This window comes from Cysteiniphilum litorale (genome assembly GCF_003428165.1).
Lineage (GTDB): Bacteria > Pseudomonadota > Gammaproteobacteria > Francisellales > Francisellaceae > Caedibacter > Caedibacter litoralis.
On the sequence record NZ_QLIQ01000026.1, the window covers coordinates 1 to 17,008 of the forward strand.

Consider the following 17,008-nt stretch of genomic DNA (forward strand, 5'->3'; position numbering starts at 1 on the left):
ACATTGAGCTGTTGGTGGTCGTGTTATTGCTCTTGTCATGCTTGGTTAAAGCCTATCAACATCCATTTTTGGTAAGTATACAGGGGAACTAGCACATAATCACGCTGTCATCAATGCGTAAGTCCTAGAGATTTATTTTGAGTTGCTAAGTGATATTGATAGCGCTGATTTTAAGGCGGGCGTGAAAAAACTGTTGAATCAAAGAGTTTACAACTCATTCCCAACGATTGCCGAGCTTCGCAATGCGTGCTTAATTGATGCCGATAGTCGCGCGATTATGGCATGGCAATCAGTTTACGATGCGATAGCGCGCTTTGGTGCATATGCTACGGTGGCATTTGACGATAAGGTTATCCATATGGCGCTAGGGGCTGTAGGTGGTTGGCATCATTTATGCTGCAGCACGATTCAGCAGTTGGAGTTTTTGAAGAAAGACTTTATGAAAGCCTATGTTAGCTATAGCAGAACACCAATGGAAACGAAACCATATTTCACAGGAATTTGTGACCGAGAAAACGGTTTAGCAACCATTAACAGCATTAGCTGTAGTTATCTCAGCGAATCAGAGGTCAACAAACAGCTTGCGTATGTCTCTGGCAACAAAGGCAGTGCTAAGCAAATTATGGCAGAGATAAGAAATAAAATTGCGCTTAAGGAAATCCAAGGAGGTGCAGCATGAGTTTTGAAGATGCTTTCAGAGGAGTTGTATCAGCGGAAGTTCAGCCAATCACACAAAATATTGAGCGATTAACCCAAATGGTTGAATATTTAGCTGACAAAGTTCAAAGGCTAGAAACAGCTAGGGGCACGACAGGAATCAAAAAAGAGCTTTTGTCGTTGCGTGATGTTGAAAACATTGTCGGGCGCAAGCAGTGCTGGATATACAAACAAATGCATGCAAACGCTTTTCCTGCGCAAATTTCAATGGGTAGTCGCGTATTTTGGAAACGCGAAGATATTGAACGATTTGTTGATATCACCAAAAAGGGTGAAGTGTATACAGTTAAAAATGGAACCACGGAGGGCTAAGCGATGTCTAAAAAGAGATTATGCGAAATATGTGGGCTAAATCCTGCGACAGTTCCTGACAGGGGTCGTCCCGGCAAATTAATTAATCGGGTATGCGGTAGATGTCATGGCTTGAGGCTAAAAGGAGATTTTCAACAAATTTTAGAATTACGCAAAGCGTGGAGGCTAAGCCATGAAAACAACTAATGCTATGTTGAAATACCGCACTAAGCGATTGATTGATATTGACCGTGAAGAGATTGAGGCGGCTGAGAACGTTAAAAGCGCTCATAAATCGCCTGTAAGCGACTTTTTTATAAAATACGTAGTTAGACAGCCAAAGGATGGTGTTCGTTCATTGGCGCCCTATTTACGTCGAAATGCGGGGTTGTGAAATGTTCGGAACAAAAGAATTTGATGCTGTACTTGTAGGTTTTGAAAACGCCATGCGCTATGGCGCCTTTAGATGTAGGTTAGACAGGGAGTCAAGAGAAGAAATGCGCGAGGGAAAAGGTAATTGGTACCAAGATGGTGAGGCTAATCAGTTGTTTAAGGCGTATATGCTTGGATATTCAAACGCCAAGAGCGTTTATCAGCAAAGTTAGGAGGGAATGGTATGCACCAATCACTAGAGATATTAAATCACTTAAAAGACAACGGCAGTATCACGCCACTTGAGGCACTGCACAAATATGGCTGTATGCGCCTTGGTGCGCGGATTTTTGAGCTACGCCAGAAAGGTTACCCGATTAAAACGGAGATTTCTGAGAGTAGCAAAAAGTATGCGGTTTATAAATTAGTTAAGGAGTAGTTATGACTATTGAAGAGTTTAAAAAGCAAAAGTGGACAGCTGAGATGTATTGTACATATTCAAACCCGCGCACGAAGGAACAAACTATGCACGCTGTTGCAACGGTTTGTTTTTCTGAATGTCTGGTTGGGCTGTGCGATCCAAACGTAGATGAATGTGAGCCTGAGGATATCCATTGGGTTAGATGTGAGAATGTTACTTTAGGTGTGACGGGGCGTGGCAGGACATGAAAGTTTTAAGCTTATTCGATGGTATTAGTTGCGCACAAGTCGCTCTAAACAGAGCGGGTATTGCTTGCTCAGAATACCATGCTAGCGAAGTTGATAGCCATGCAATCAAAGTAACACAGTCTAACTACCCGATGACTAAACAGCTTGGCTGTGTAACAACGGTTACTGCGCAGGACTATGATTTGATTGTTGGCGGCTCACCTTGCCAGGGCTTTAGCTTTGCGGGGAGACAGAAAAACTTTAATGACAACAGAAGTAAGTTGTTTTTTGAGTTTGCGAGAGTGCTTAAAGAAAATAAGCCGTGCTATTTTTTGTTTGAAAATGTCAACATGGAGCAGAAGCATCAAGACGTCATTACGCAAGAGCTAGGTGTTAAGCCTATCAAAATTAATAGTGCTCTGGTGAGTGCTCAAAATAGAGTTAGGCTTTATTGGACTAATATTCCTGCGGTAAAACAGCCAGGCGATAAAGGCATTGTATTAGCTGATATTGTCGGCTCTGGTTATGTGAAAGTAAGTAAAAAGCTTACGCCTAAAAACAATCAACTTAAAGCATCCTGTTTGACCGGTGGTGGTCACAGTGGCGGTAATCATAGTGATATGGATTTACTACTGGTGAATGGTAAAACAAGACGATACACACCAGAGGAATGCGAAGCTTTGCAAACATTACCGCGAGGATATACGGCATCAGTGAGCAATACACAACGCTACAAAGCACTAGGCAATGCTTTTACGGTTGACGTTATAGCGCATTTGTTTAGCGGTTTGCAGGGTTAATATGAGGGCTTTAATCACATTTTCTGAGTTCTCAGAGCTAAAGCAAGTTGTACTGCTTGCCTTAGTCTGTGAACAAAAGCAGACAGAATCAAAAAAGCAGGTGCTAACTCGAGTGCTTAAAGCCTTTGATGTGAGCGAGTTTGTCAAAGAAATGCTCAAGCGTGACGTGCTTGGGTTTGTTTAGCTGATGGATTGTGAAGTCAAGTTACACAAACTTGAGTGAAGCAGGTTGGTAATATTGACCTCACAACAAAAAAGGAATGCTTACGAATGAATGAACTTCAGAAAATAACAGACTGGAAGTATGTTACAACAGATAAAGCGAAGCATATATTTGCGCAGTTAGAAAAAGAGCTAGATACAAGTCTGGAGACGCAAAAAGTCTTAGACGACAAGCTATTCAAATTGCTCAGTTTCTCAATTGTTGCTATTCCAGCATTATTTACGGCTATGCAGTTCACAAAAGTATCGGCAGCGATTTTTATCATTGCGATAGGTTTCTTGGTTTGCATGTTGTTTTGTTTGCTTGGTGTGTATGCGCGCAAGTATCGAGCAAGAGCAGAAAAACCAAGTGATTATATGTGCACAGGCGTTATTGATGAACCCTACAGATTGTTTTTGTATGCGGATGCAATGAGCTTTCAAGCATCGATCTCAGAAAATATCAAATCTAATCAGAGTAAAAGCAAATGTTATAAATTGGCGATTGTCAGCCTATTTGTTGGGTTTTCTTTAAGTACACTTATTTTGGCGGTGGCATGCCTCTATCCCATCCATCTGGTACAGGTCTAGGGTTTGGGGCAGTCAAGTTTAAAGCCATAGTGAAAACTCCATTTTTAAGGTTAAGCAATGAGTATAACAAGAAACACAGCATTCACGAAAGCGCAGCAGCAGTTATTACAAAGTCAAACTTTATCAAGCATTACTTTGCACGCCAGCGGGGAGGTGGGGGCTGAGTGCGTCTTTAATGGGAAGCTTACTTTTTCCTCTTTAGACGCGCTTCAGGCTTGGCTTGATAACGAAGGTAATTTATTTATTTAAACTCTTGGGAGGGAGGCGATGAGTCAAGAAGTGCAGACCGTCAATAATCAGGTCACAGTTGTTACCGATGAGCAAATTGGCAAGTATCTGGAGTCAATGGGTAATGATTTAAATCCAGTACACAGAACACAATTTATTGAGCTTGCTAAGGCGTTTAATCTCAATCCGTTTACGAGGGAGATATATGGCGTCAAATATGGTGATAATTTCAATATTATCGTTGGCTATGAAGTTTATATAAAACGTGCTGAGCGTAGCGGTCAGTTAAATGGTTGGTATGCATGGACAGAAGGCAATTGCGAAATTAAAAGCAAAACCATCAAGCGCAGGAATAAAAAAACAGGTGAGTATTTTGACGTAACGGTTAATTATCCTGTTGGTGACATGGTGGCAAAGATTGAAATATATCGAAAAGATTGGGATAAGCCGTATAAGCACAAAGTGCACTTAAGTGAATATGCGCAGGAAAATGAAATGTGGGCATCAAAACCTAGAACAATGCTTGAAAAAGTCGTTATAGCACAAGGATTTAGGCGTGCATTTAGTGTTGAGCTTGGTGGCATGCCATATACGAAAGAGGAGTTACCACCGCCAAGTGAGCCAATCGATGTCACGCCACAGAATGAGCAGCCTAAGCAAAAACCAGCAACACATCCAACAGCAAATAAGATTTTCTCAAAATTGAAGTCTGAAGGGATGAACACTAAACAAATGCAGCAGTTTGCTGCATATGCAAAGCTTATATCTAGTGACGCAGATAGTTGTGCGCGCGTATTCAATAACTTTGCTGAGATATTAGAGCAATACAAAGAATCAAAGGTAATCGATCATGAAGCTATATGATATTAATCAAGAAATTATGCAGATTGTCTGCGAAGCAGTTGACGCTGAAACGGGTGAAGTAATTGCAGAACTAGATACCCAAAAGCTAACAGACCTTAAGATAGCGCGTAAGGAAAAAGTACTCAATTTGGGTAAATACATTAAAAATTTAGATGCTGAATTGACTGCTGTAAACAATGAAAAAACAAAGTTTTTGAAGTGGGAGCAATCGCTTAAAAAGCGTATTGAGTCGATTAAAACCTATCTGGCTAAAAACATGGCAGAGGGTGAGAAGTTCAAAGACGCGCAAATCATGGTGAGTTGGCGCATGCCAAGCGAGCAAGTGCATGTGTCTAACGTTGATATGCTGCCAGAGAAATACAAGCGTATCAGCGTTGATGCTAACAAGGTCGAGCTAAAGCGCGCGATTAAAAACGGTGAGGCAATTACTGGAGCTTGTTTGCAATATGGTGAGCCGAGTGTATTGATTAAGTAGGAAATGCAAATGTTTATCGTACTATTTTTAATTTTCTTAACCTTAAAAGTAATCGGTTTAATTGCATGGTCATGGTGGTGGGTATGCTCACCGCTTTTGATAGGCACAGTTTTTTACTTACTGGCAACGATGGCAATGCTAATGATTAGTGCAAAATTTCATAATGTTTGGAGGAATCTAGAGTGAAAAATTTAACCGTTTTGAATAATGATAAGTTAACGATGTCTAGCCGCGAGATTGCTGCTTTAGTAGAAAAAAGGCATGATAATGTTAAGCGCACTATAGACACATTGCTAGAGAAAAAACTTATTGGCTGTCCTCAAATTGAGGATGGGGAAAAGTCGGCTAATGGTGTGGTTGAAAAGGTTTACCTAATAGGCAAGCGCGACAGCTATGTCATAGTGGCTCAACTAAGCCCTGAGTTTACAGCTCGACTTGTTGACCGTTGGCAAGAGTTAGAAGCTAAATCACAATCAAACCTACCAAACTTTAGCAATCCGGCAGAAGCAGCTAGAGCTTGGGCGTTGCAATATGAGCAGAATCAAAGTTTGCTAATCGAAAACACCAAAAAAGATCAGTTAATAGGTGAATATAAGCCAAAGGCTGATTATGTCGATATGATTTTAAAGTCGACTTCATTGGTTACCATTACTCAGATTGCTAAAGATTACGGCAAAAGCGGTCGCGCTATGAATAAGCTGTTGAATGACTTGGGCATACAATATTACCAAAGTGGGCAGTGGCTACTGTACAGCAAGTATCACGCACAAGGCTATACACATTCCGAGACAATTAATATCAAACACAATAACGGTCTTGATGAAATCAAAATGACAACGAAGTGGACGCAGAAGGGGCGTTTATTTTTATATGACAGATTAAAAGCAGCAGCTGTTTTGCCTTTGATTGAACAGAAAGCAGCGTAGTTATGCAGTATGCGTTCACAACGGATTACCCGCCAAGTGTCAATAATCTTTATGTGACCACCAAAAGCGGTAAAAAGTGCTTATCAAAGCGACATGTAAAGTTTAGAAATCAGCTTTATTTTGATGCTGTTGAGCAATGCGGGCGTGTTATTAAGCCGATTACTGGTGATGCTAAGCTCATCGTTTTGCTTAGTCCACCGGATAACCGCGTCCGTGATGTTGATAACGCATTGAAGTCCTTATTTGATGGGATTAAGAAAGCGCGAATGATTAACGATGACAGTCAAATCAAAACGCTGTATGTGCGTATGTTAGCTAAAAAACGAGGTGGAAGTTGTAGCGTTAAAATTAAAGCAATAGGAGCTTCAGAGCATGATTGAGGTTGCAAAAAATCAAGAATGGAAAGCAGCGCGGATTATCGCAAAGATGGAAAAACAAGGAGAAATACAACCGCTGCAATGGCTCAAAATCCCTAATGCAGTGATTAAAAAATATTTCATGGTGATTAACAAAGAGAATGGGAAAAACGGGAATAACAGGAATCAACAGCATGCATAATCATAATATTGTTGCCACAACGGGCACTTACACCGGACAAGACGGACAAAAGAAATATATCAATAAAACGATTGGCAAAGTATTCCAAACGCAACATGGGATAAAGCTAAAGCTTGATGCAAGTTTCAATTTAGCGGCATTACAGCAAGCTGATGATGGTAGCGTATGGCTAGCGGTATTTCCACCGCGTGACAACACCCAACAGCAGGGAGTAAGCACTCAGTCGCAACCACAGCCAACTATGCAGCAGTTAAATGATTTTGATGACGATTCAATACCGTTTTAAGGGAGGAGTTAGGCAGATGTATACATATGACAACAAACAATTTAAGTCAAAGAAAATGCTTTTTTCACACTTGCGCGAGCAAGGCACTATTTCATGCTCACATGGCTATTTTCTTAAAGCTTTCTCAAAGAATTATTTAAACATTGAGCAAACGCTTGCGTACATTGGCAGCGCTTACACATTAAACAGGTCAGTCAAACATACCGATTTTACAGTCAATGATGTTTACTTTAAGAACATGCGCGAGTTTGAAATTCATTACAACTTGCCCGCTAACACACTGTCATCAATGAAGAATAAACGTAAAATCAGTACAAGCGAAGCCGCTAAAATTGCTTTGGAGTCACCAGAAGTCCAAAAGCAAATTGCCTATAAAAATTCACACACGGCTAAATTTCTACAGCTCAGGCTACCAACGACTAACTTTGTTTACCATTAATTGAATGACTGGAGTATCAGGAGGGTATTATGGAGGAGTTAACACTATCAGTAGGCTACAAAATGATTCGTAATGTGGTTGGCGAGAAATACGCTGATATCATTTACGATGTGGCGTGCACCAATAAGCGTAATAAAATCTACTTTCCGATGTATGCCAATAAATCCTGTGGTGCGCTTAAAAAAGTATTGCCGCATGATGTGCTTAGAAAGCTTTCTGATCACTTTGGCGGTCAAGCTATCTATGTGCGAAAAGATAATTTAAAGATTGATGACGCTAAGGAAAAAGAATGGGCGGCACGCACTCTAGCTAAAGCCGGAGCAACTGCCGATACCATCGCCAGAGTGCTAGGCGTGACTAAAAAGACGGTGCTTAATTGTTATGTTGAGCAGAGAGTAAAGCCCGTTGATAAGAGCGGTCAACGGCAGTTGTGTTTGTTTTGAATAGATGGTGTCGTAATGTTCTTTTTAAAAGATAAAAATTTTGCTACATTCTCACCTATAAAAGTTTTTTTGCAAAATGGAAGTGGTAGGGTGCAACAGGAGTTCGCAGAAAGCATAGATGATTTTGAGGTGGTATTTGGTGGCGCAAATACAATAGATGCTGAGATATTTTCCAAGTTGATTAAGGACACTATTGGCTTAGTTCGAGAGAGCGCAAAAGTGGTTGACCCTAGCTGTTTTGTTAGACTTGAGATTAAAGCAAATGAGCAAGGCAGCTTTAAAACAATCATTGACGTGATCACAAAATATATTCCTGATATACTAGCATGCACATCAATTGCAAATGAAGTTCTGCAAGGATTTGTCAACTTCCTCCAAATTAAAAAGCATTTGAAAGGCAGAAAAGCTAAGGATATTACCTATAATGATGAAAGTGCATTGATAAAAAATGCAGAGAATGCGGTCTTTGAGGTGCCTAAAAATATAGGTGAAGCGTTTTTTGAAAATAATAAAATTGATCAATTAACCATCCAGTTTATTAATAATGTCGCAAGCAGTGATCGTAGTCACGTGTCTGTGAGCACAAAGTCTCAAAATATTGAAATCGTTAGTAAAGATTACCACGAAATGTCCCAAGCAGTAGTTGAGAATGTTTATAACACTGTCAAGATGGAGCCATTAGAAGTAGAGTTAGCATTAAAAAAACCAGACCTTCTTGGCTCATCAAAGTGGGAGTTTGTTTATAATAATAAGAAAATTGAAGCAAGTGTTTTAGATAAGAAATTTATAGGGAAAGTGCAAGAAGGCGAGATTCGCCGCCTTTATGCAGGTGTTAAAGTTCCTTGTATAATGCAGATGGAATATGATTTGAATTCAAAAGGTGAGATTGTTGCAAATAGCGATAAATACACTGTTTTAGAGGTAACGGGTCATATTATTGAGCCCGAGAATAAAAAACAGTCTGAGTTGTTTTAGATAACCCTGATGTCTAAATGTTTATCAAAAGCACCCAAAGCCTGCTCGATTGCTTCAATCTTAGAGCGATAACGCAGATTGAATAGTCTATCTAAATTTGATGGCGCGATCCCTATTTTACTAGCAATGTCTGTTTTTTTAAGGTTAGACGCTAACCATTCGTTATAAAGATATACTTTGGCAGCCAGACCAACTGGTAAGGTAATGTAATCGACGCCAATATTTTGAGGTATTGGAATGGGCTTTTTATCTTCAATATAAAAATCAAAGGCAGAGACAAGCGCATCAGCTGCTTGGGTATGCAATTCTGTTAGCTTCTCAACAGTTGTCACTGCCTCGGGCACATCAGGGAATGTAACTAAGTACTCGCCGTTGCTATCTTCTTGAATATTAATATTATATTTCATCAGGTCACCTCGCATTATTTCAAATCTAGGTCTTTCTTTATTTTTTCAACCAACCCTTTACCGATTTCTTTTGCACCATGGTCAGGGAAGATGGTCTGGCGTCCATTTAAATATACTTTGAAATGGCTGCCTTTTGCTTTTTTGAATGTCGCGCCATTGTCTTTTAACCATTTTCTAAACTCACTGTACTTCATTCAATGACGCTCCGTGCTTGCTATATTTTTAGTTTATCAAAAATGATAAAAACGTCAAGGAAAAATTATCAAAAATGATAAATATTTCATGCTAAATAAATATAGGGTTAATATGGGGTGATTGGTCGACTACCCCATATTAAAACCCTTGTAGTGTATGGCTTTGCATTGCGTATGATAAAAGCGACAATCACTCTACATTTCATAAGACATTGCACAAACTGCTAGACAGTCACTTGCTACAATCCCTGATATCAAAGGCTTTAAGGTACTTCCGGAGGCTTGAAAGCGGGCAGGTTTGATACGCGCAGAAAACACTTTCTGCGTGGTTTTTTGAGTTTGGGGTTTAGGTTTAGTTACGGGGATTAGATGCCGACAATAATCAAGGGGAATATTGTTACACGACAGCAAGCAGCTGATACTTTTGGCTTTGACGTTATTACAATTGATAACTGGGTGAGGCGTGGTTGCCCATATGTTAAAAAAGGTGGACGTGGTAAAGCGTGGTCATTTAATACAGCGGATTTATTTAAGTGGCGTTTACAAGAAGAAGCACAAAGAAAAGCCAATAAATATGATGACTTACAAAATGGCGAGGAGCTTGACTTAAAGATTAAGATCGCACGTTTACGCTTAACCGATGCCCAAGCTGAAAACGAAGAAATCAAAGCGCGATTGGCATCTAGTAAAGCAATCGATGCTGAGCAGTTAGAGCATGCGTTGGCAGAAGTGCTAGGCATGATGCGCAATAAACTATTAGGTATTCCCGAACGTGTTGAAACCACGTTAGTAGGCGAAACCGATAAAGACGTGTTCAAAAAAATCCTCACTGCCGAGCTTAAAGATGCGATGTATGCCGCATGCGATGGTATTGATGAAACATTAGATAAACTAACCACAGGAGAACAGAATAATGATTGATATGAATGAAGAAAATGACTTGATTCCAAACATTGCCGAAATAAAAGAACGAGCGTATGTTGATGCTTTGCATCTTTCTGGCTTAAGGTATGCGTCCCTGAGTGGGCAGTTATATACGACAACAACTAAATTTACAGAACTGTTTAGATCAATATTATCTGAAAAAGACGCTGATAGAGAGATTCTAGTGGACTATGTTGAAACGCTACCGCGAGATGTTGCCGTGATGATTATTGGTGATTTACTTGTGACAGATGACATTACACACGCAGAATACCAAAGACTTGAAAGCATTATTTTTGACTAACGTGCTATCTGAACTAATCAAGCAAACCTTTGAACAGCACTTTAAGCCAGTTAAAGACATGGGCATTAGTGACTGGTCAGAGTCACATGTTTATTTGCCTGCGGGCACGTCTGCCGTGCCTGGCAGATGGCGCACTATTGAATACCAAAAAGGGGTGTTTGAGGCGATTGAAAATCCCAAGGTCAATAAGATTACCTTAATGTTTGGGGCACAGTTAGGTAAAACCTCAATACTTAACAACAGCTTGGGTTACTATATTCAACATCAACCAGAATCACAGATTGTGATGCAGCCGTCAGAGTCGGATGTTAAAACTTGGCTTGAAACAAAGTTCAACCCGATGGTAGACAACTGCCCAAGTATACGCGATTGCTTAGCAAAGCCGCGCGGACGTGAGGGCGTTAATAATCAAAAGATGAAATCCTATCATGGTGGCTTTTTAATGCTCAGTTGGTCAGGCTCACCCAATACCATGCGCGGACGTTCAGCACCGAAGATTTATGCCGATGAGGTTGACGGTTATGAGCGCACCAGTGAGGGGCATCCTGTTAATTTGTTGTGGCAACGTGCGGCAACCTTTGGCAGTAAGCGCAAGCTATTAATCACGAGCACACCAACGCACAAAGGTGCATCTTTTGTTGAGATGAGTTATCTATCAGGCGATCAGCGGCAATACTATGTGCCATGCCCGCATTGTGAGGAATATCAAACGCTTAAGTGGGCAAATGTTACATGGCACAGTGACAAAGGCAAGCATGATATACACAGCGCGCATTATACGTGTGAACATTGTGGCAGCTTAATCAATGATGGGCAAAAACTTGCGATGCTGCGTAAAGGGCAATGGCGGGCAAATATGGCGTTTACTGGGCATGCCAGTTTCCATTTAAACGAGCTGTACAGTCCGTTTAGAACCTTTGCTGATATTGTTGAATCGTTCTTAGAGAAAAAACAAACGGGTGATTTAAAAACCTTTGTTAATGTATCTCTTGCCGAAACGTGGGAGGAGGAAGGTGAGCAGGTCGAAGCAGGCAGTTTACTTGCCCGCGTTGAGCATTGGCAAGCCTTGCCAGAAGGTGTTGCTTTAATCACCGCAGGCATTGATGTGCAGCAGGATAGAATCGAGCTGCAAGCCGTTGGTTGGGGTGTAGATGAAGAGAGTTGGGTTATTGATTACAAAATCTTTCATGGTGAAACCAGTGAGGATGAGGTTTGGCGTGAGTTGACACAATTTCTAACTTGTAAGCGTTACTTACATGTTTGCGGTAAACAATTACCTATATCCTTTGCCTGTTTGGATACTGGTGGCACCAATAACATGACATCAAAAGCATATGACTATGTGCGCCATAGTCGAATTGGTTTGCCGTTTGCGATTAAGGGGCGCGGTGGTGAGCATCCCTTTGTATCCGCACCCAGTCGTAAGCGTGTGCCCAATAAAAAAGCCTTTGATTTATATAACATTGGCACCGATGAGGGCAAAAGTATTTTATACAATCGCTTAAAGCTCAGTGATAGCCAAGGCGCTAGCGTGATCCACTTTGATGCTAATATTTGTGATGAGCGCTATTTTGGGCAGTTGACCGCTGAAAAGCGTTTGCTGCGTTATCAAAAAGGATTCCCCAAATACGAATGGCACAATGTTGCCCCTGATAAGCGCAACGAGGCGTTAGATACCTATATCTACGCACTGGCTGCATTAAGAATTACGAATATTGATTTGAACTTAAAACTGCAGCAGTTATTGAAAGAAACAAAGAAGCTCAAGAAAGTGAGCACTAAAAAAGGCTATAAGCTTTAACAAGGGTAGACTTATCAAAGTGAGTATATTTATAAGCCTGTTTTTTTTGAGAACTCATTATCTAACTTTATACGATCGAGAAGTTCTTGCTCTTCTTTATCAGGAAGGCGATATTTATGAATAACGTCCATTGTATGTCGAATTTGTGAAATGTCAGATTCGATTTCACCTATGCTGCAACAGTTCTCAGATATTTGGTCATATGTGTCTGCAATATGGCTCAATAATTCAGTTTGCTTTTTTAGCATCTCAGCATTTTGACTTTGAAAATAACACAGCTGGTCTAAACTCTTGCGGATTTTGGAAAAACTATAAAATAGAGTAAAGATAAGAATTACGAGCAAATAGCTGATTTCATTTTCTACTAAGGAATTAAGAAAATTATGCAATATATCATACATGACGATAGCACCTCTTTGGTATTTGAAGCAAATTTTGAATTAAGAATAGATTTTAAAAATAAATTTTCAAACTTTTAGCTTGCTTTACTTCAAAACAATTTACACAAACTCTCTCTATCCCTACGCATACAATATCCTTATTAAAGATGGGGGTCTTATGCTTTTTATGGATATTGAAACAGAATTAGCGCAGAAATATGCTGAATTAGAGGGCATTCGCGCATCAATCAATAAAGCGATTAGTAATGCGCATATTGGCACATATAGCGCTGCGGGTAATTCGGTTACCTATCGCGAGATGAAAGACTTGCGTGCGGAAGAATCACGGCTTGTCTTTGCAATTAATCAGTTGGAGCTTATTCAGCAAGGTAAAAAAGCAAATAGCTTTATGTCAACAGGGTTTAGGGTGCGCTAATGGGGTTATTATCACTTTTTAAACAAGATAAAACAAAAGCACAGCATGCGCTGCAGCGCAAGACATACAACGTTATGCAAAAGCGGATGTATGAGGCAGCGCGCTCCAATCTGGTACGGGATATTTTCTCAGGTGGTGATATTGATGAGATGATTGAATCACAATCAAGCGCCATTTTGCGCCGTGCGCGTGAGGCGTATGCCAATAATGATTACGTCAAAGGCTATATTTCAATGGCGTGCACCAACATTATTGGGCACAAAGGCATTCGCATTCAGTGTAAAAGCAAGAGTGACGCGTTAAACAATAAGGTTGAGCTTAGCTTTTCTCGTTGGGCACGTCGTGGGCGCTGTGATGTCACTGGGCAGTTATCATTGATCGATGTGCAATTATCTTGCGTGCGTTCGTTGTTGCGTGATGGTGAGTTTTTTGTGCTTAAACACGTGATTGATGGGCAGTTGCAATTGCAATTAATTGACAGTGGGCGCATTGATGTGACCAAACGTGCAACATTAAGCAATGGTAATAAGGTGATTAATGGCGTTGAATTAAACCACTATGGCAAACCGCAAGCCTATTATTTAGTTGATGACGATGGCGCTGAAACGACACGCATTGCTGCTCAAAATGTCATTCATGGTTTTATTTCTGAATATATCGGACAAAAGCGGGGTATTTCAACGATTGCTACGGCGTTAATTCGCCTAGGGTTATTAAAAGAGTTTGAAACCGCAGCAGTGGACAATGCGCGAAGTAATGCCAAATCAATGGGCTTTTTCAAAAAGCCTGAAGGGGTGATTGATTATGAGCAGTTTGCCGATCGTGATGGGGAAGCCAGTGACGAGTTTAGTATTCAAACCTTAGACGATGCTGCGCGCTTTCACGTAATTGAAGCAGGTTACGATTTTACGGGATTTGATGCGCAATTCCCAAGCACCAACTTTGCCCCTTTTAAAGAGTCAATTTTAAAGGCGATTAGCTCAAGCTTAGGCTATGGCGTTAATTACATTAATCTGGGTAATGATCTAAAGGGTGTCAGTTATTCAAGTGCCAGACAAGGCTTGTTAAGCGAGCGCGATGCGTGGCGTATGCTGCAAACTTTGCTGATTGATACGTTGATGCGCCCAGTGTTTGAAAGTTGGTTAGAGGTTGAGTATGCCAGTGGTAGGTTGGGTAATATCAGCGTATTAAGTTTTGATAGTTTAATCGATAGCGTACGTTTTCAAACGCGCGCGTGGGCGTGGATTGATCCATTGAAAGATGCCAAGGGCACCACGGAAAGCATTAATAATCACACGATCAGTTTATCACAAGCCATTTTAGATGCCGGTGGTGATCCCGAGGATACCTTAAACCAGATTGCGATGGATAACGAACGCCTAAAAGAGCTCGGTATTGTCATGCAGAGTGTGCCTGATGACAATAATGAGATGAATATTCAAAAGCAGATAGAGGATGGAATAAGTAATGCAGAATTATATCAAGACGATTAAAGAAAGTGAGTGTTTGACGCGGGATTACTCGCTCAATGCCACGCATAGCAAGATAGATACTGAGAAACGTACCGTTGAGTTAAGTTTTTCAAGTAACACGCCCTATCAGCGCTGGCAAGATGCTAATGAAGTATTGGAGCATCGAGCGGGATCGATTGATTTATCACGCTTAAATAATAAAGGCGCACTATTGGTTAATCATGACTGGAATCGCCAAATTGGTGTGGTTGAGCATGCTTATATCGATGGCGATAAGGCGCGAGCGGTAGTGAAGTTCTCAAAACGTCAAGAAGCACAGGACTTTTTCCAAGATGTCCAAGATGGGATTATCGCCAATGTGTCGGTGGGTTATAAAGTTGATCAGGCAGAACCAGATCACAATAACAAAGCGGTACGCGTAACTAAGTGGCAGCCGTTTGAGATTTCATTGGTTAGTGTTCCGGCTGATGTCACGGTTGGCATTGGCAGAAACACAGCACAAAGTATTAATCAAGAAACTGCTAAGCTAGAGGCGGTTTTAAATCACATGACTACAACTAATCCTGAGGGGGAGAGAATGAGTAACGAAGTAAGTAATCTAAACCATGTAAATAAAGGGGATGTAACAGGGGTGAGTTCTGCAAAAGAAGCAGTACGCTCATTTGATGAGGGTATTAAAAACGAGCGTGAACGTGTTGCGCAAATCGGCAGCTTAGCACGTGAGTTTCAACAAGCAGACTTTGCCAGAAGCTATATCGATAATGGTGCAAGCTTTGAATCATTTCAAAAAGATTTACTGTTGCATGTACAGTCCACGCAAAGAGAACGATTAAGAACACTTGAGCAGCAAAGCCCGCAGGTTAATGCGGTGCAATCCTGTGCTAATAATATTGGCATGAGTGACAAAGAAACGCGTGAGTTTAGCTTAACTAAAGCGATGCGCGCGATGTCGCAGCCAATGAGTGCACAAGCGCGTGAAGATGCCAAGCTTGAGTTTGATGCCTCGGAAACGGCAAAGCGTAAAATGGGTATTTATGATGACTCTTTTGTTATCCCTACCGACGTTTTGCAACGTGATTTCACGGTTGCCGGAGGAGGTAACGCACTGGTGGGTACTGAGCTTAGGGCGTCAAGTTTTATTGATATGCTGCGCAATAAGTCAATTATGATGAGCATTGCGCAACGGTTATCAGGTTTGCGTGGTAACTTATCAATTCCACGCCAAACCCAAGGCTCCAATGTCTACTGGGTTGGTGAAAAAGAGGATGTAGGTGAAGGTAATATTGTCACCGATCAAATTCATTTATCACCTAAGCGCTTGGGTGCGTATTTGGAGGTGTCGCGTGAGTTAATTACCAATAGCTCACTTGATGCTGAGACCATGGTGCGTAATGATTTATTAGCAGCTTTGGCAACAGGTATTGATACTGCTGCTTTATATGGCACAGGACAAGATAAGCAACCACTTGGTTTAACAAAAACCAGTGGTATTGCGACCGTTGAATATGATGCAGCAAGCCCGTCATTGGCGGATTATATCGGCTTAGAAACGAGTATCGCGCTGCAAAATGCGGATGTTGCCAATATGCGTTATTTACTTAATCCAGCGCTAAGGGGTGCAGCTAAAACCACGCCAAGATTGCCAAACAGTGAAATGACCGTATGGGAGTCAGGCAATACCATTAATGGCTACAATGTCGAGGTAACCAATCAGATTGCAAATAATCAGGTGATTTTTGGTGACTTTAGTCAGCTGATTATTGGGCTGTGGGATGGTTTGCGTTTAACCGTTAACCCGTACGCTTTAGATAAGTCCGGTGGCATTCGTGTGGTCGTGATGCAAAGTGTTGATTTTGCGGTGCGTCGTCCGGAGTCGTTTGCGATTGCCAATAAAAAGGTTGTGGTGTAAGTAAATTCAAGGCAAGTAGGTGGGGCTTGTCTTGATAGCTATCTAATGAGGGGATTTAAAAAAATGAAAGCAGAATTATTACGATCGATTGTTGCCGCAGGTAAAGCGCGCAAGGTGGGTGATGTGGTGGAATTAAGCGAGCATGAGTTTGATTTTTTAGCAGCGCGTGGATTAGTTCAATTACATAATCCTAAAGAGCCAGAGCCAGAGCCAGAGCCAGAGCCAGAGCCAGAGCCAGAGCCAGAGCCAGAGCCAGAGCCAGAGCCAGAGCCAGAGCCAGAGCCAGAGCCAGAGCCAGAGCCAGAGCCAGAGCCAGAGCCAGAAAAGAAGAAAACATCAAAGAAAGCCAAAGCAGCTGATAAGTAAT

At 41.2% G+C, this 17,008-nt stretch carries 29 protein-coding genes; 26 read left to right on the forward strand and 3 right to left on the reverse strand.

What is annotated here, in order from left to right; all coding sequences use genetic code 11:
* Positions 1 to 181 precede the first annotated feature (181 nt).
* The 19 genes from DNJ75_RS10160 (at position 182) to DNJ75_RS10255 (ending at position 8,814) form a co-directional block, all read left to right on the forward strand.
* Positions 182 to 679 carry a DUF6475 domain-containing protein gene (locus tag DNJ75_RS10160; protein ID WP_150468951.1) on the forward strand — a complete coding sequence of 166 codons (498 nt, stop codon included), beginning with the start codon at positions 182 to 184 and terminating at the stop codon, positions 677 to 679.
* Complete coding sequence (locus DNJ75_RS10165; protein ID WP_117003351.1) at positions 676 to 1,029, forward strand: helix-turn-helix transcriptional regulator; 354 nt, start codon at positions 676 to 678, stop codon at positions 1,027 to 1,029. The genes DNJ75_RS10160 and DNJ75_RS10165 overlap by 4 nt, the downstream gene beginning before the upstream one ends.
* A gap of 172 nt (positions 1,030 to 1,201) precedes the next feature.
* The gene (locus tag DNJ75_RS10170) at positions 1,202 to 1,402 is read left to right on the forward strand and encodes a hypothetical protein (protein ID WP_117003352.1); all 201 of its coding nucleotides are present in this window, start codon (positions 1,202 to 1,204) and stop codon (positions 1,400 to 1,402) included.
* A 1-nt stretch (position 1,403) separates the two neighbouring features.
* The gene (locus tag DNJ75_RS10175) at positions 1,404 to 1,613 is read left to right on the forward strand and encodes a hypothetical protein (protein ID WP_117003353.1); all 210 of its coding nucleotides are present in this window, start codon (positions 1,404 to 1,406) and stop codon (positions 1,611 to 1,613) included.
* 11 nt (positions 1,614 to 1,624) lie between these two features.
* Positions 1,625 to 1,819: a helix-turn-helix domain-containing protein gene (locus tag DNJ75_RS10180; RefSeq protein ID WP_117003354.1), complete on the forward strand. Its 195-nt coding sequence runs from the start codon at positions 1,625 to 1,627 to the stop codon at positions 1,817 to 1,819.
* 2 nt (positions 1,820 to 1,821) lie between these two features.
* Complete coding sequence (locus DNJ75_RS10185; RefSeq protein ID WP_117003355.1) at positions 1,822 to 2,049, forward strand: hypothetical protein; 228 nt, start codon at positions 1,822 to 1,824, stop codon at positions 2,047 to 2,049.
* Positions 2,046 to 2,828 carry a DNA (cytosine-5-)-methyltransferase gene (gene dcm, locus DNJ75_RS10190; RefSeq protein ID WP_117003356.1) on the forward strand — a complete coding sequence of 261 codons (783 nt, stop codon included), beginning with the start codon at positions 2,046 to 2,048 and terminating at the stop codon, positions 2,826 to 2,828. Before DNJ75_RS10185 ends, dcm begins: the two co-directional genes overlap by 4 nt.
* 1 nt (position 2,829) lies before the next feature.
* On the forward strand, positions 2,830 to 3,012 hold the full coding sequence (locus tag DNJ75_RS10195; protein ID WP_117003357.1) for a hypothetical protein: 183 nt from the start codon (positions 2,830 to 2,832) through the stop codon (positions 3,010 to 3,012).
* 86 nt (positions 3,013 to 3,098) lie between these two features.
* Positions 3,099 to 3,620 (forward strand): hypothetical protein, encoded by a 522-nt coding sequence (locus DNJ75_RS10200; protein WP_117003358.1) that lies wholly within the window; start codon positions 3,099 to 3,101, stop codon positions 3,618 to 3,620.
* 57 nt (positions 3,621 to 3,677) lie between these two features.
* Positions 3,678 to 3,869, forward strand: a complete 192-nt coding sequence (locus DNJ75_RS10205; protein WP_117003359.1) for a hypothetical protein — start codon at positions 3,678 to 3,680, stop codon at positions 3,867 to 3,869.
* Between the two features lie 18 nt (positions 3,870 to 3,887).
* Positions 3,888 to 4,712 carry a phage recombination protein Bet gene (bet, locus tag DNJ75_RS10210; protein WP_117003360.1) on the forward strand — a complete coding sequence of 275 codons (825 nt, stop codon included), beginning with the start codon at positions 3,888 to 3,890 and terminating at the stop codon, positions 4,710 to 4,712.
* Complete coding sequence (locus DNJ75_RS10215; protein ID WP_117003361.1) at positions 4,699 to 5,187, forward strand: siphovirus Gp157 family protein; 489 nt, start codon at positions 4,699 to 4,701, stop codon at positions 5,185 to 5,187. The genes bet and DNJ75_RS10215 overlap by 14 nt, the downstream gene beginning before the upstream one ends.
* A 182-nt stretch (positions 5,188 to 5,369) precedes the next feature.
* Complete coding sequence (locus tag DNJ75_RS10225) at positions 5,370 to 6,113, forward strand: phage antirepressor KilAC domain-containing protein (protein ID WP_117003363.1); 744 nt, start codon at positions 5,370 to 5,372, stop codon at positions 6,111 to 6,113.
* A gap of 2 nt (positions 6,114 to 6,115) precedes the next feature.
* Positions 6,116 to 6,493 carry a RusA family crossover junction endodeoxyribonuclease gene (locus DNJ75_RS10230; RefSeq protein WP_117003364.1) on the forward strand — a complete coding sequence of 126 codons (378 nt, stop codon included), beginning with the start codon at positions 6,116 to 6,118 and terminating at the stop codon, positions 6,491 to 6,493.
* Positions 6,486 to 6,671, forward strand: coding sequence for a hypothetical protein (locus DNJ75_RS10235; protein ID WP_117003365.1), 186 nt, complete (start codon positions 6,486 to 6,488; stop codon positions 6,669 to 6,671). The genes DNJ75_RS10230 and DNJ75_RS10235 overlap by 8 nt, the downstream gene beginning before the upstream one ends.
* Positions 6,664 to 6,957: a single stranded DNA-binding domain-containing protein gene (locus DNJ75_RS10240; RefSeq protein ID WP_117003366.1), complete on the forward strand. Its 294-nt coding sequence runs from the start codon at positions 6,664 to 6,666 to the stop codon at positions 6,955 to 6,957. The genes DNJ75_RS10235 and DNJ75_RS10240 overlap by 8 nt, the downstream gene beginning before the upstream one ends.
* 16 nt (positions 6,958 to 6,973) lie before the next feature.
* A complete protein-coding gene (locus tag DNJ75_RS10245) occupies positions 6,974 to 7,396 on the forward strand; it encodes a hypothetical protein (protein WP_117003367.1) in 423 nt (140 codons plus the stop codon).
* Positions 7,397 to 7,425: 29 nt separating this feature from the next.
* Positions 7,426 to 7,839 carry a hypothetical protein gene (locus DNJ75_RS10250; RefSeq protein ID WP_117003368.1) on the forward strand — a complete coding sequence of 138 codons (414 nt, stop codon included), beginning with the start codon at positions 7,426 to 7,428 and terminating at the stop codon, positions 7,837 to 7,839.
* 15 nt (positions 7,840 to 7,854) lie between these two features.
* Positions 7,855 to 8,814 (forward strand): hypothetical protein, encoded by a 960-nt coding sequence (locus tag DNJ75_RS10255; RefSeq protein ID WP_117003369.1) that lies wholly within the window; start codon positions 7,855 to 7,857, stop codon positions 8,812 to 8,814.
* On the opposite strand, the gene DNJ75_RS10260 is transcribed toward DNJ75_RS10255, so the two are convergent.
* Together DNJ75_RS10260 and DNJ75_RS10265 are read right to left on the reverse strand one after the other, a co-directional pair.
* Positions 8,811 to 9,221: a type II toxin-antitoxin system HicB family antitoxin gene (locus tag DNJ75_RS10260; protein ID WP_157968301.1), complete on the reverse strand. Its 411-nt coding sequence runs from the start codon at positions 9,219 to 9,221 to the stop codon at positions 8,811 to 8,813. The two genes, DNJ75_RS10255 and DNJ75_RS10260, sit on opposite strands and share 4 nt — an antisense overlap.
* A 14-nt stretch (positions 9,222 to 9,235) precedes the next feature.
* The gene (locus tag DNJ75_RS10265) at positions 9,236 to 9,415 is read right to left on the reverse strand and encodes a type II toxin-antitoxin system HicA family toxin (protein ID WP_117003371.1); all 180 of its coding nucleotides are present in this window, start codon (positions 9,413 to 9,415) and stop codon (positions 9,236 to 9,238) included.
* Positions 9,416 to 9,784: 369 nt separating this feature from the next.
* On the opposite strand from DNJ75_RS10265, the gene DNJ75_RS10270 reads away from it, so the two are divergent.
* Genes DNJ75_RS10270 through DNJ75_RS10280 form a run of 3 tightly spaced genes read left to right on the forward strand, consistent with a single transcriptional unit; the run spans position 9,785 to position 12,444 of the window.
* Positions 9,785 to 10,336 carry a terminase small subunit gene (locus tag DNJ75_RS10270; RefSeq protein ID WP_117003372.1) on the forward strand — a complete coding sequence of 184 codons (552 nt, stop codon included), beginning with the start codon at positions 9,785 to 9,787 and terminating at the stop codon, positions 10,334 to 10,336.
* Positions 10,329 to 10,643, forward strand: coding sequence for a hypothetical protein (locus DNJ75_RS10275; RefSeq protein WP_117003373.1), 315 nt, complete (start codon positions 10,329 to 10,331; stop codon positions 10,641 to 10,643). Before DNJ75_RS10270 ends, DNJ75_RS10275 begins: the two co-directional genes overlap by 8 nt.
* On the forward strand, positions 10,591 to 12,444 hold the full coding sequence (locus DNJ75_RS10280; RefSeq protein ID WP_117003374.1) for a phage terminase large subunit family protein: 1,854 nt from the start codon (positions 10,591 to 10,593) through the stop codon (positions 12,442 to 12,444). Before DNJ75_RS10275 ends, DNJ75_RS10280 begins: the two co-directional genes overlap by 53 nt.
* A gap of 29 nt (positions 12,445 to 12,473) precedes the next feature.
* Here the strand turns inward: DNJ75_RS10280 and DNJ75_RS10285 are convergent, their stop codons facing one another.
* Entirely contained in the window at positions 12,474 to 12,845 is a 372-nt protein-coding gene (locus tag DNJ75_RS10285; protein WP_117003375.1) for a hypothetical protein, read from the reverse strand.
* A gap of 157 nt (positions 12,846 to 13,002) precedes the next feature.
* Between DNJ75_RS10285 and DNJ75_RS10290 the strand changes: the two genes are divergently transcribed.
* From DNJ75_RS10290 to DNJ75_RS10305, 4 genes are all read left to right on the forward strand, one after another.
* Complete coding sequence (locus tag DNJ75_RS10290; RefSeq protein ID WP_117003376.1) at positions 13,003 to 13,260, forward strand: hypothetical protein; 258 nt, start codon at positions 13,003 to 13,005, stop codon at positions 13,258 to 13,260.
* Positions 13,260 to 14,753, forward strand: coding sequence for a phage portal protein (locus tag DNJ75_RS10295; RefSeq protein ID WP_117003377.1), 1,494 nt, complete (start codon positions 13,260 to 13,262; stop codon positions 14,751 to 14,753). The genes DNJ75_RS10290 and DNJ75_RS10295 overlap by 1 nt, the downstream gene beginning before the upstream one ends.
* Positions 14,728 to 16,641, forward strand: a complete 1,914-nt coding sequence (locus DNJ75_RS10300) for a phage major capsid protein (RefSeq protein ID WP_117003378.1) — start codon at positions 14,728 to 14,730, stop codon at positions 16,639 to 16,641. The genes DNJ75_RS10295 and DNJ75_RS10300 overlap by 26 nt, the downstream gene beginning before the upstream one ends.
* Positions 16,642 to 16,704: 63 nt before the next feature.
* Complete coding sequence (locus tag DNJ75_RS10305) at positions 16,705 to 17,007, forward strand: hypothetical protein (protein ID WP_188618917.1); 303 nt, start codon at positions 16,705 to 16,707, stop codon at positions 17,005 to 17,007.
* Position 17,008: the final 1 nt, after the last annotated feature.

Coding starts and splice junctions, on each gene's coding strand:
- DNJ75_RS10245 (WP_117003367.1), top strand. CDS start 6,974: ATGTATACATATGACAACAAACAATTTAAGTCAAAGAAAATGCTTTTT.
- DNJ75_RS10205 (WP_117003359.1), top strand. CDS start 3,678: ATGAGTATAACAAGAAACACAGCATTCACGAAAGCGCAGCAGCAGTTA.
- DNJ75_RS10185 (WP_117003355.1), top strand. CDS start 1,822: ATGACTATTGAAGAGTTTAAAAAGCAAAAGTGGACAGCTGAGATGTAT.
- DNJ75_RS10300 (WP_117003378.1), top strand. CDS start 14,728: ATGCAGAATTATATCAAGACGATTAAAGAAAGTGAGTGTTTGACGCGG.
- DNJ75_RS10255 (WP_117003369.1), top strand. CDS start 7,855: ATGTTCTTTTTAAAAGATAAAAATTTTGCTACATTCTCACCTATAAAA.
- DNJ75_RS10170 (WP_117003352.1), top strand. CDS start 1,202: ATGAAAACAACTAATGCTATGTTGAAATACCGCACTAAGCGATTGATT.
- DNJ75_RS10250 (WP_117003368.1), top strand. CDS start 7,426: ATGGAGGAGTTAACACTATCAGTAGGCTACAAAATGATTCGTAATGTG.
- DNJ75_RS10200 (WP_117003358.1), top strand. CDS start 3,099: ATGAATGAACTTCAGAAAATAACAGACTGGAAGTATGTTACAACAGAT.
- DNJ75_RS10295 (WP_117003377.1), top strand. CDS start 13,260: ATGGGGTTATTATCACTTTTTAAACAAGATAAAACAAAAGCACAGCAT.
- dcm (WP_117003356.1), top strand. CDS start 2,046: ATGAAAGTTTTAAGCTTATTCGATGGTATTAGTTGCGCACAAGTCGCT.
- DNJ75_RS10260 (WP_157968301.1), bottom strand. CDS start 9,221: ATGAAATATAATATTAATATTCAAGAAGATAGCAACGGCGAGTACTTA.
- DNJ75_RS10305 (WP_188618917.1), top strand. CDS start 16,705: ATGAAAGCAGAATTATTACGATCGATTGTTGCCGCAGGTAAAGCGCGC.
- DNJ75_RS10285 (WP_117003375.1), bottom strand. CDS start 12,845: ATGTATGATATATTGCATAATTTTCTTAATTCCTTAGTAGAAAATGAA.
- DNJ75_RS10275 (WP_117003373.1), top strand. CDS start 10,329: ATGATTGATATGAATGAAGAAAATGACTTGATTCCAAACATTGCCGAA.
- DNJ75_RS10270 (WP_117003372.1), top strand. CDS start 9,785: ATGCCGACAATAATCAAGGGGAATATTGTTACACGACAGCAAGCAGCT.
- DNJ75_RS10265 (WP_117003371.1), bottom strand. CDS start 9,415: ATGAAGTACAGTGAGTTTAGAAAATGGTTAAAAGACAATGGCGCGACA.
- DNJ75_RS10195 (WP_117003357.1), top strand. CDS start 2,830: ATGAGGGCTTTAATCACATTTTCTGAGTTCTCAGAGCTAAAGCAAGTT.
- DNJ75_RS10175 (WP_117003353.1), top strand. CDS start 1,404: ATGTTCGGAACAAAAGAATTTGATGCTGTACTTGTAGGTTTTGAAAAC.
- DNJ75_RS10280 (WP_117003374.1), top strand. CDS start 10,591: ATGACATTACACACGCAGAATACCAAAGACTTGAAAGCATTATTTTTG.
- DNJ75_RS10235 (WP_117003365.1), top strand. CDS start 6,486: ATGATTGAGGTTGCAAAAAATCAAGAATGGAAAGCAGCGCGGATTATC.
- DNJ75_RS10230 (WP_117003364.1), top strand. CDS start 6,116: ATGCAGTATGCGTTCACAACGGATTACCCGCCAAGTGTCAATAATCTT.
- DNJ75_RS10240 (WP_117003366.1), top strand. CDS start 6,664: ATGCATAATCATAATATTGTTGCCACAACGGGCACTTACACCGGACAA.
- DNJ75_RS10215 (WP_117003361.1), top strand. CDS start 4,699: ATGAAGCTATATGATATTAATCAAGAAATTATGCAGATTGTCTGCGAA.
- bet (WP_117003360.1), top strand. CDS start 3,888: ATGAGTCAAGAAGTGCAGACCGTCAATAATCAGGTCACAGTTGTTACC.
- DNJ75_RS10165 (WP_117003351.1), top strand. CDS start 676: ATGAGTTTTGAAGATGCTTTCAGAGGAGTTGTATCAGCGGAAGTTCAG.
- DNJ75_RS10180 (WP_117003354.1), top strand. CDS start 1,625: ATGCACCAATCACTAGAGATATTAAATCACTTAAAAGACAACGGCAGT.
- DNJ75_RS10290 (WP_117003376.1), top strand. CDS start 13,003: ATGCTTTTTATGGATATTGAAACAGAATTAGCGCAGAAATATGCTGAA.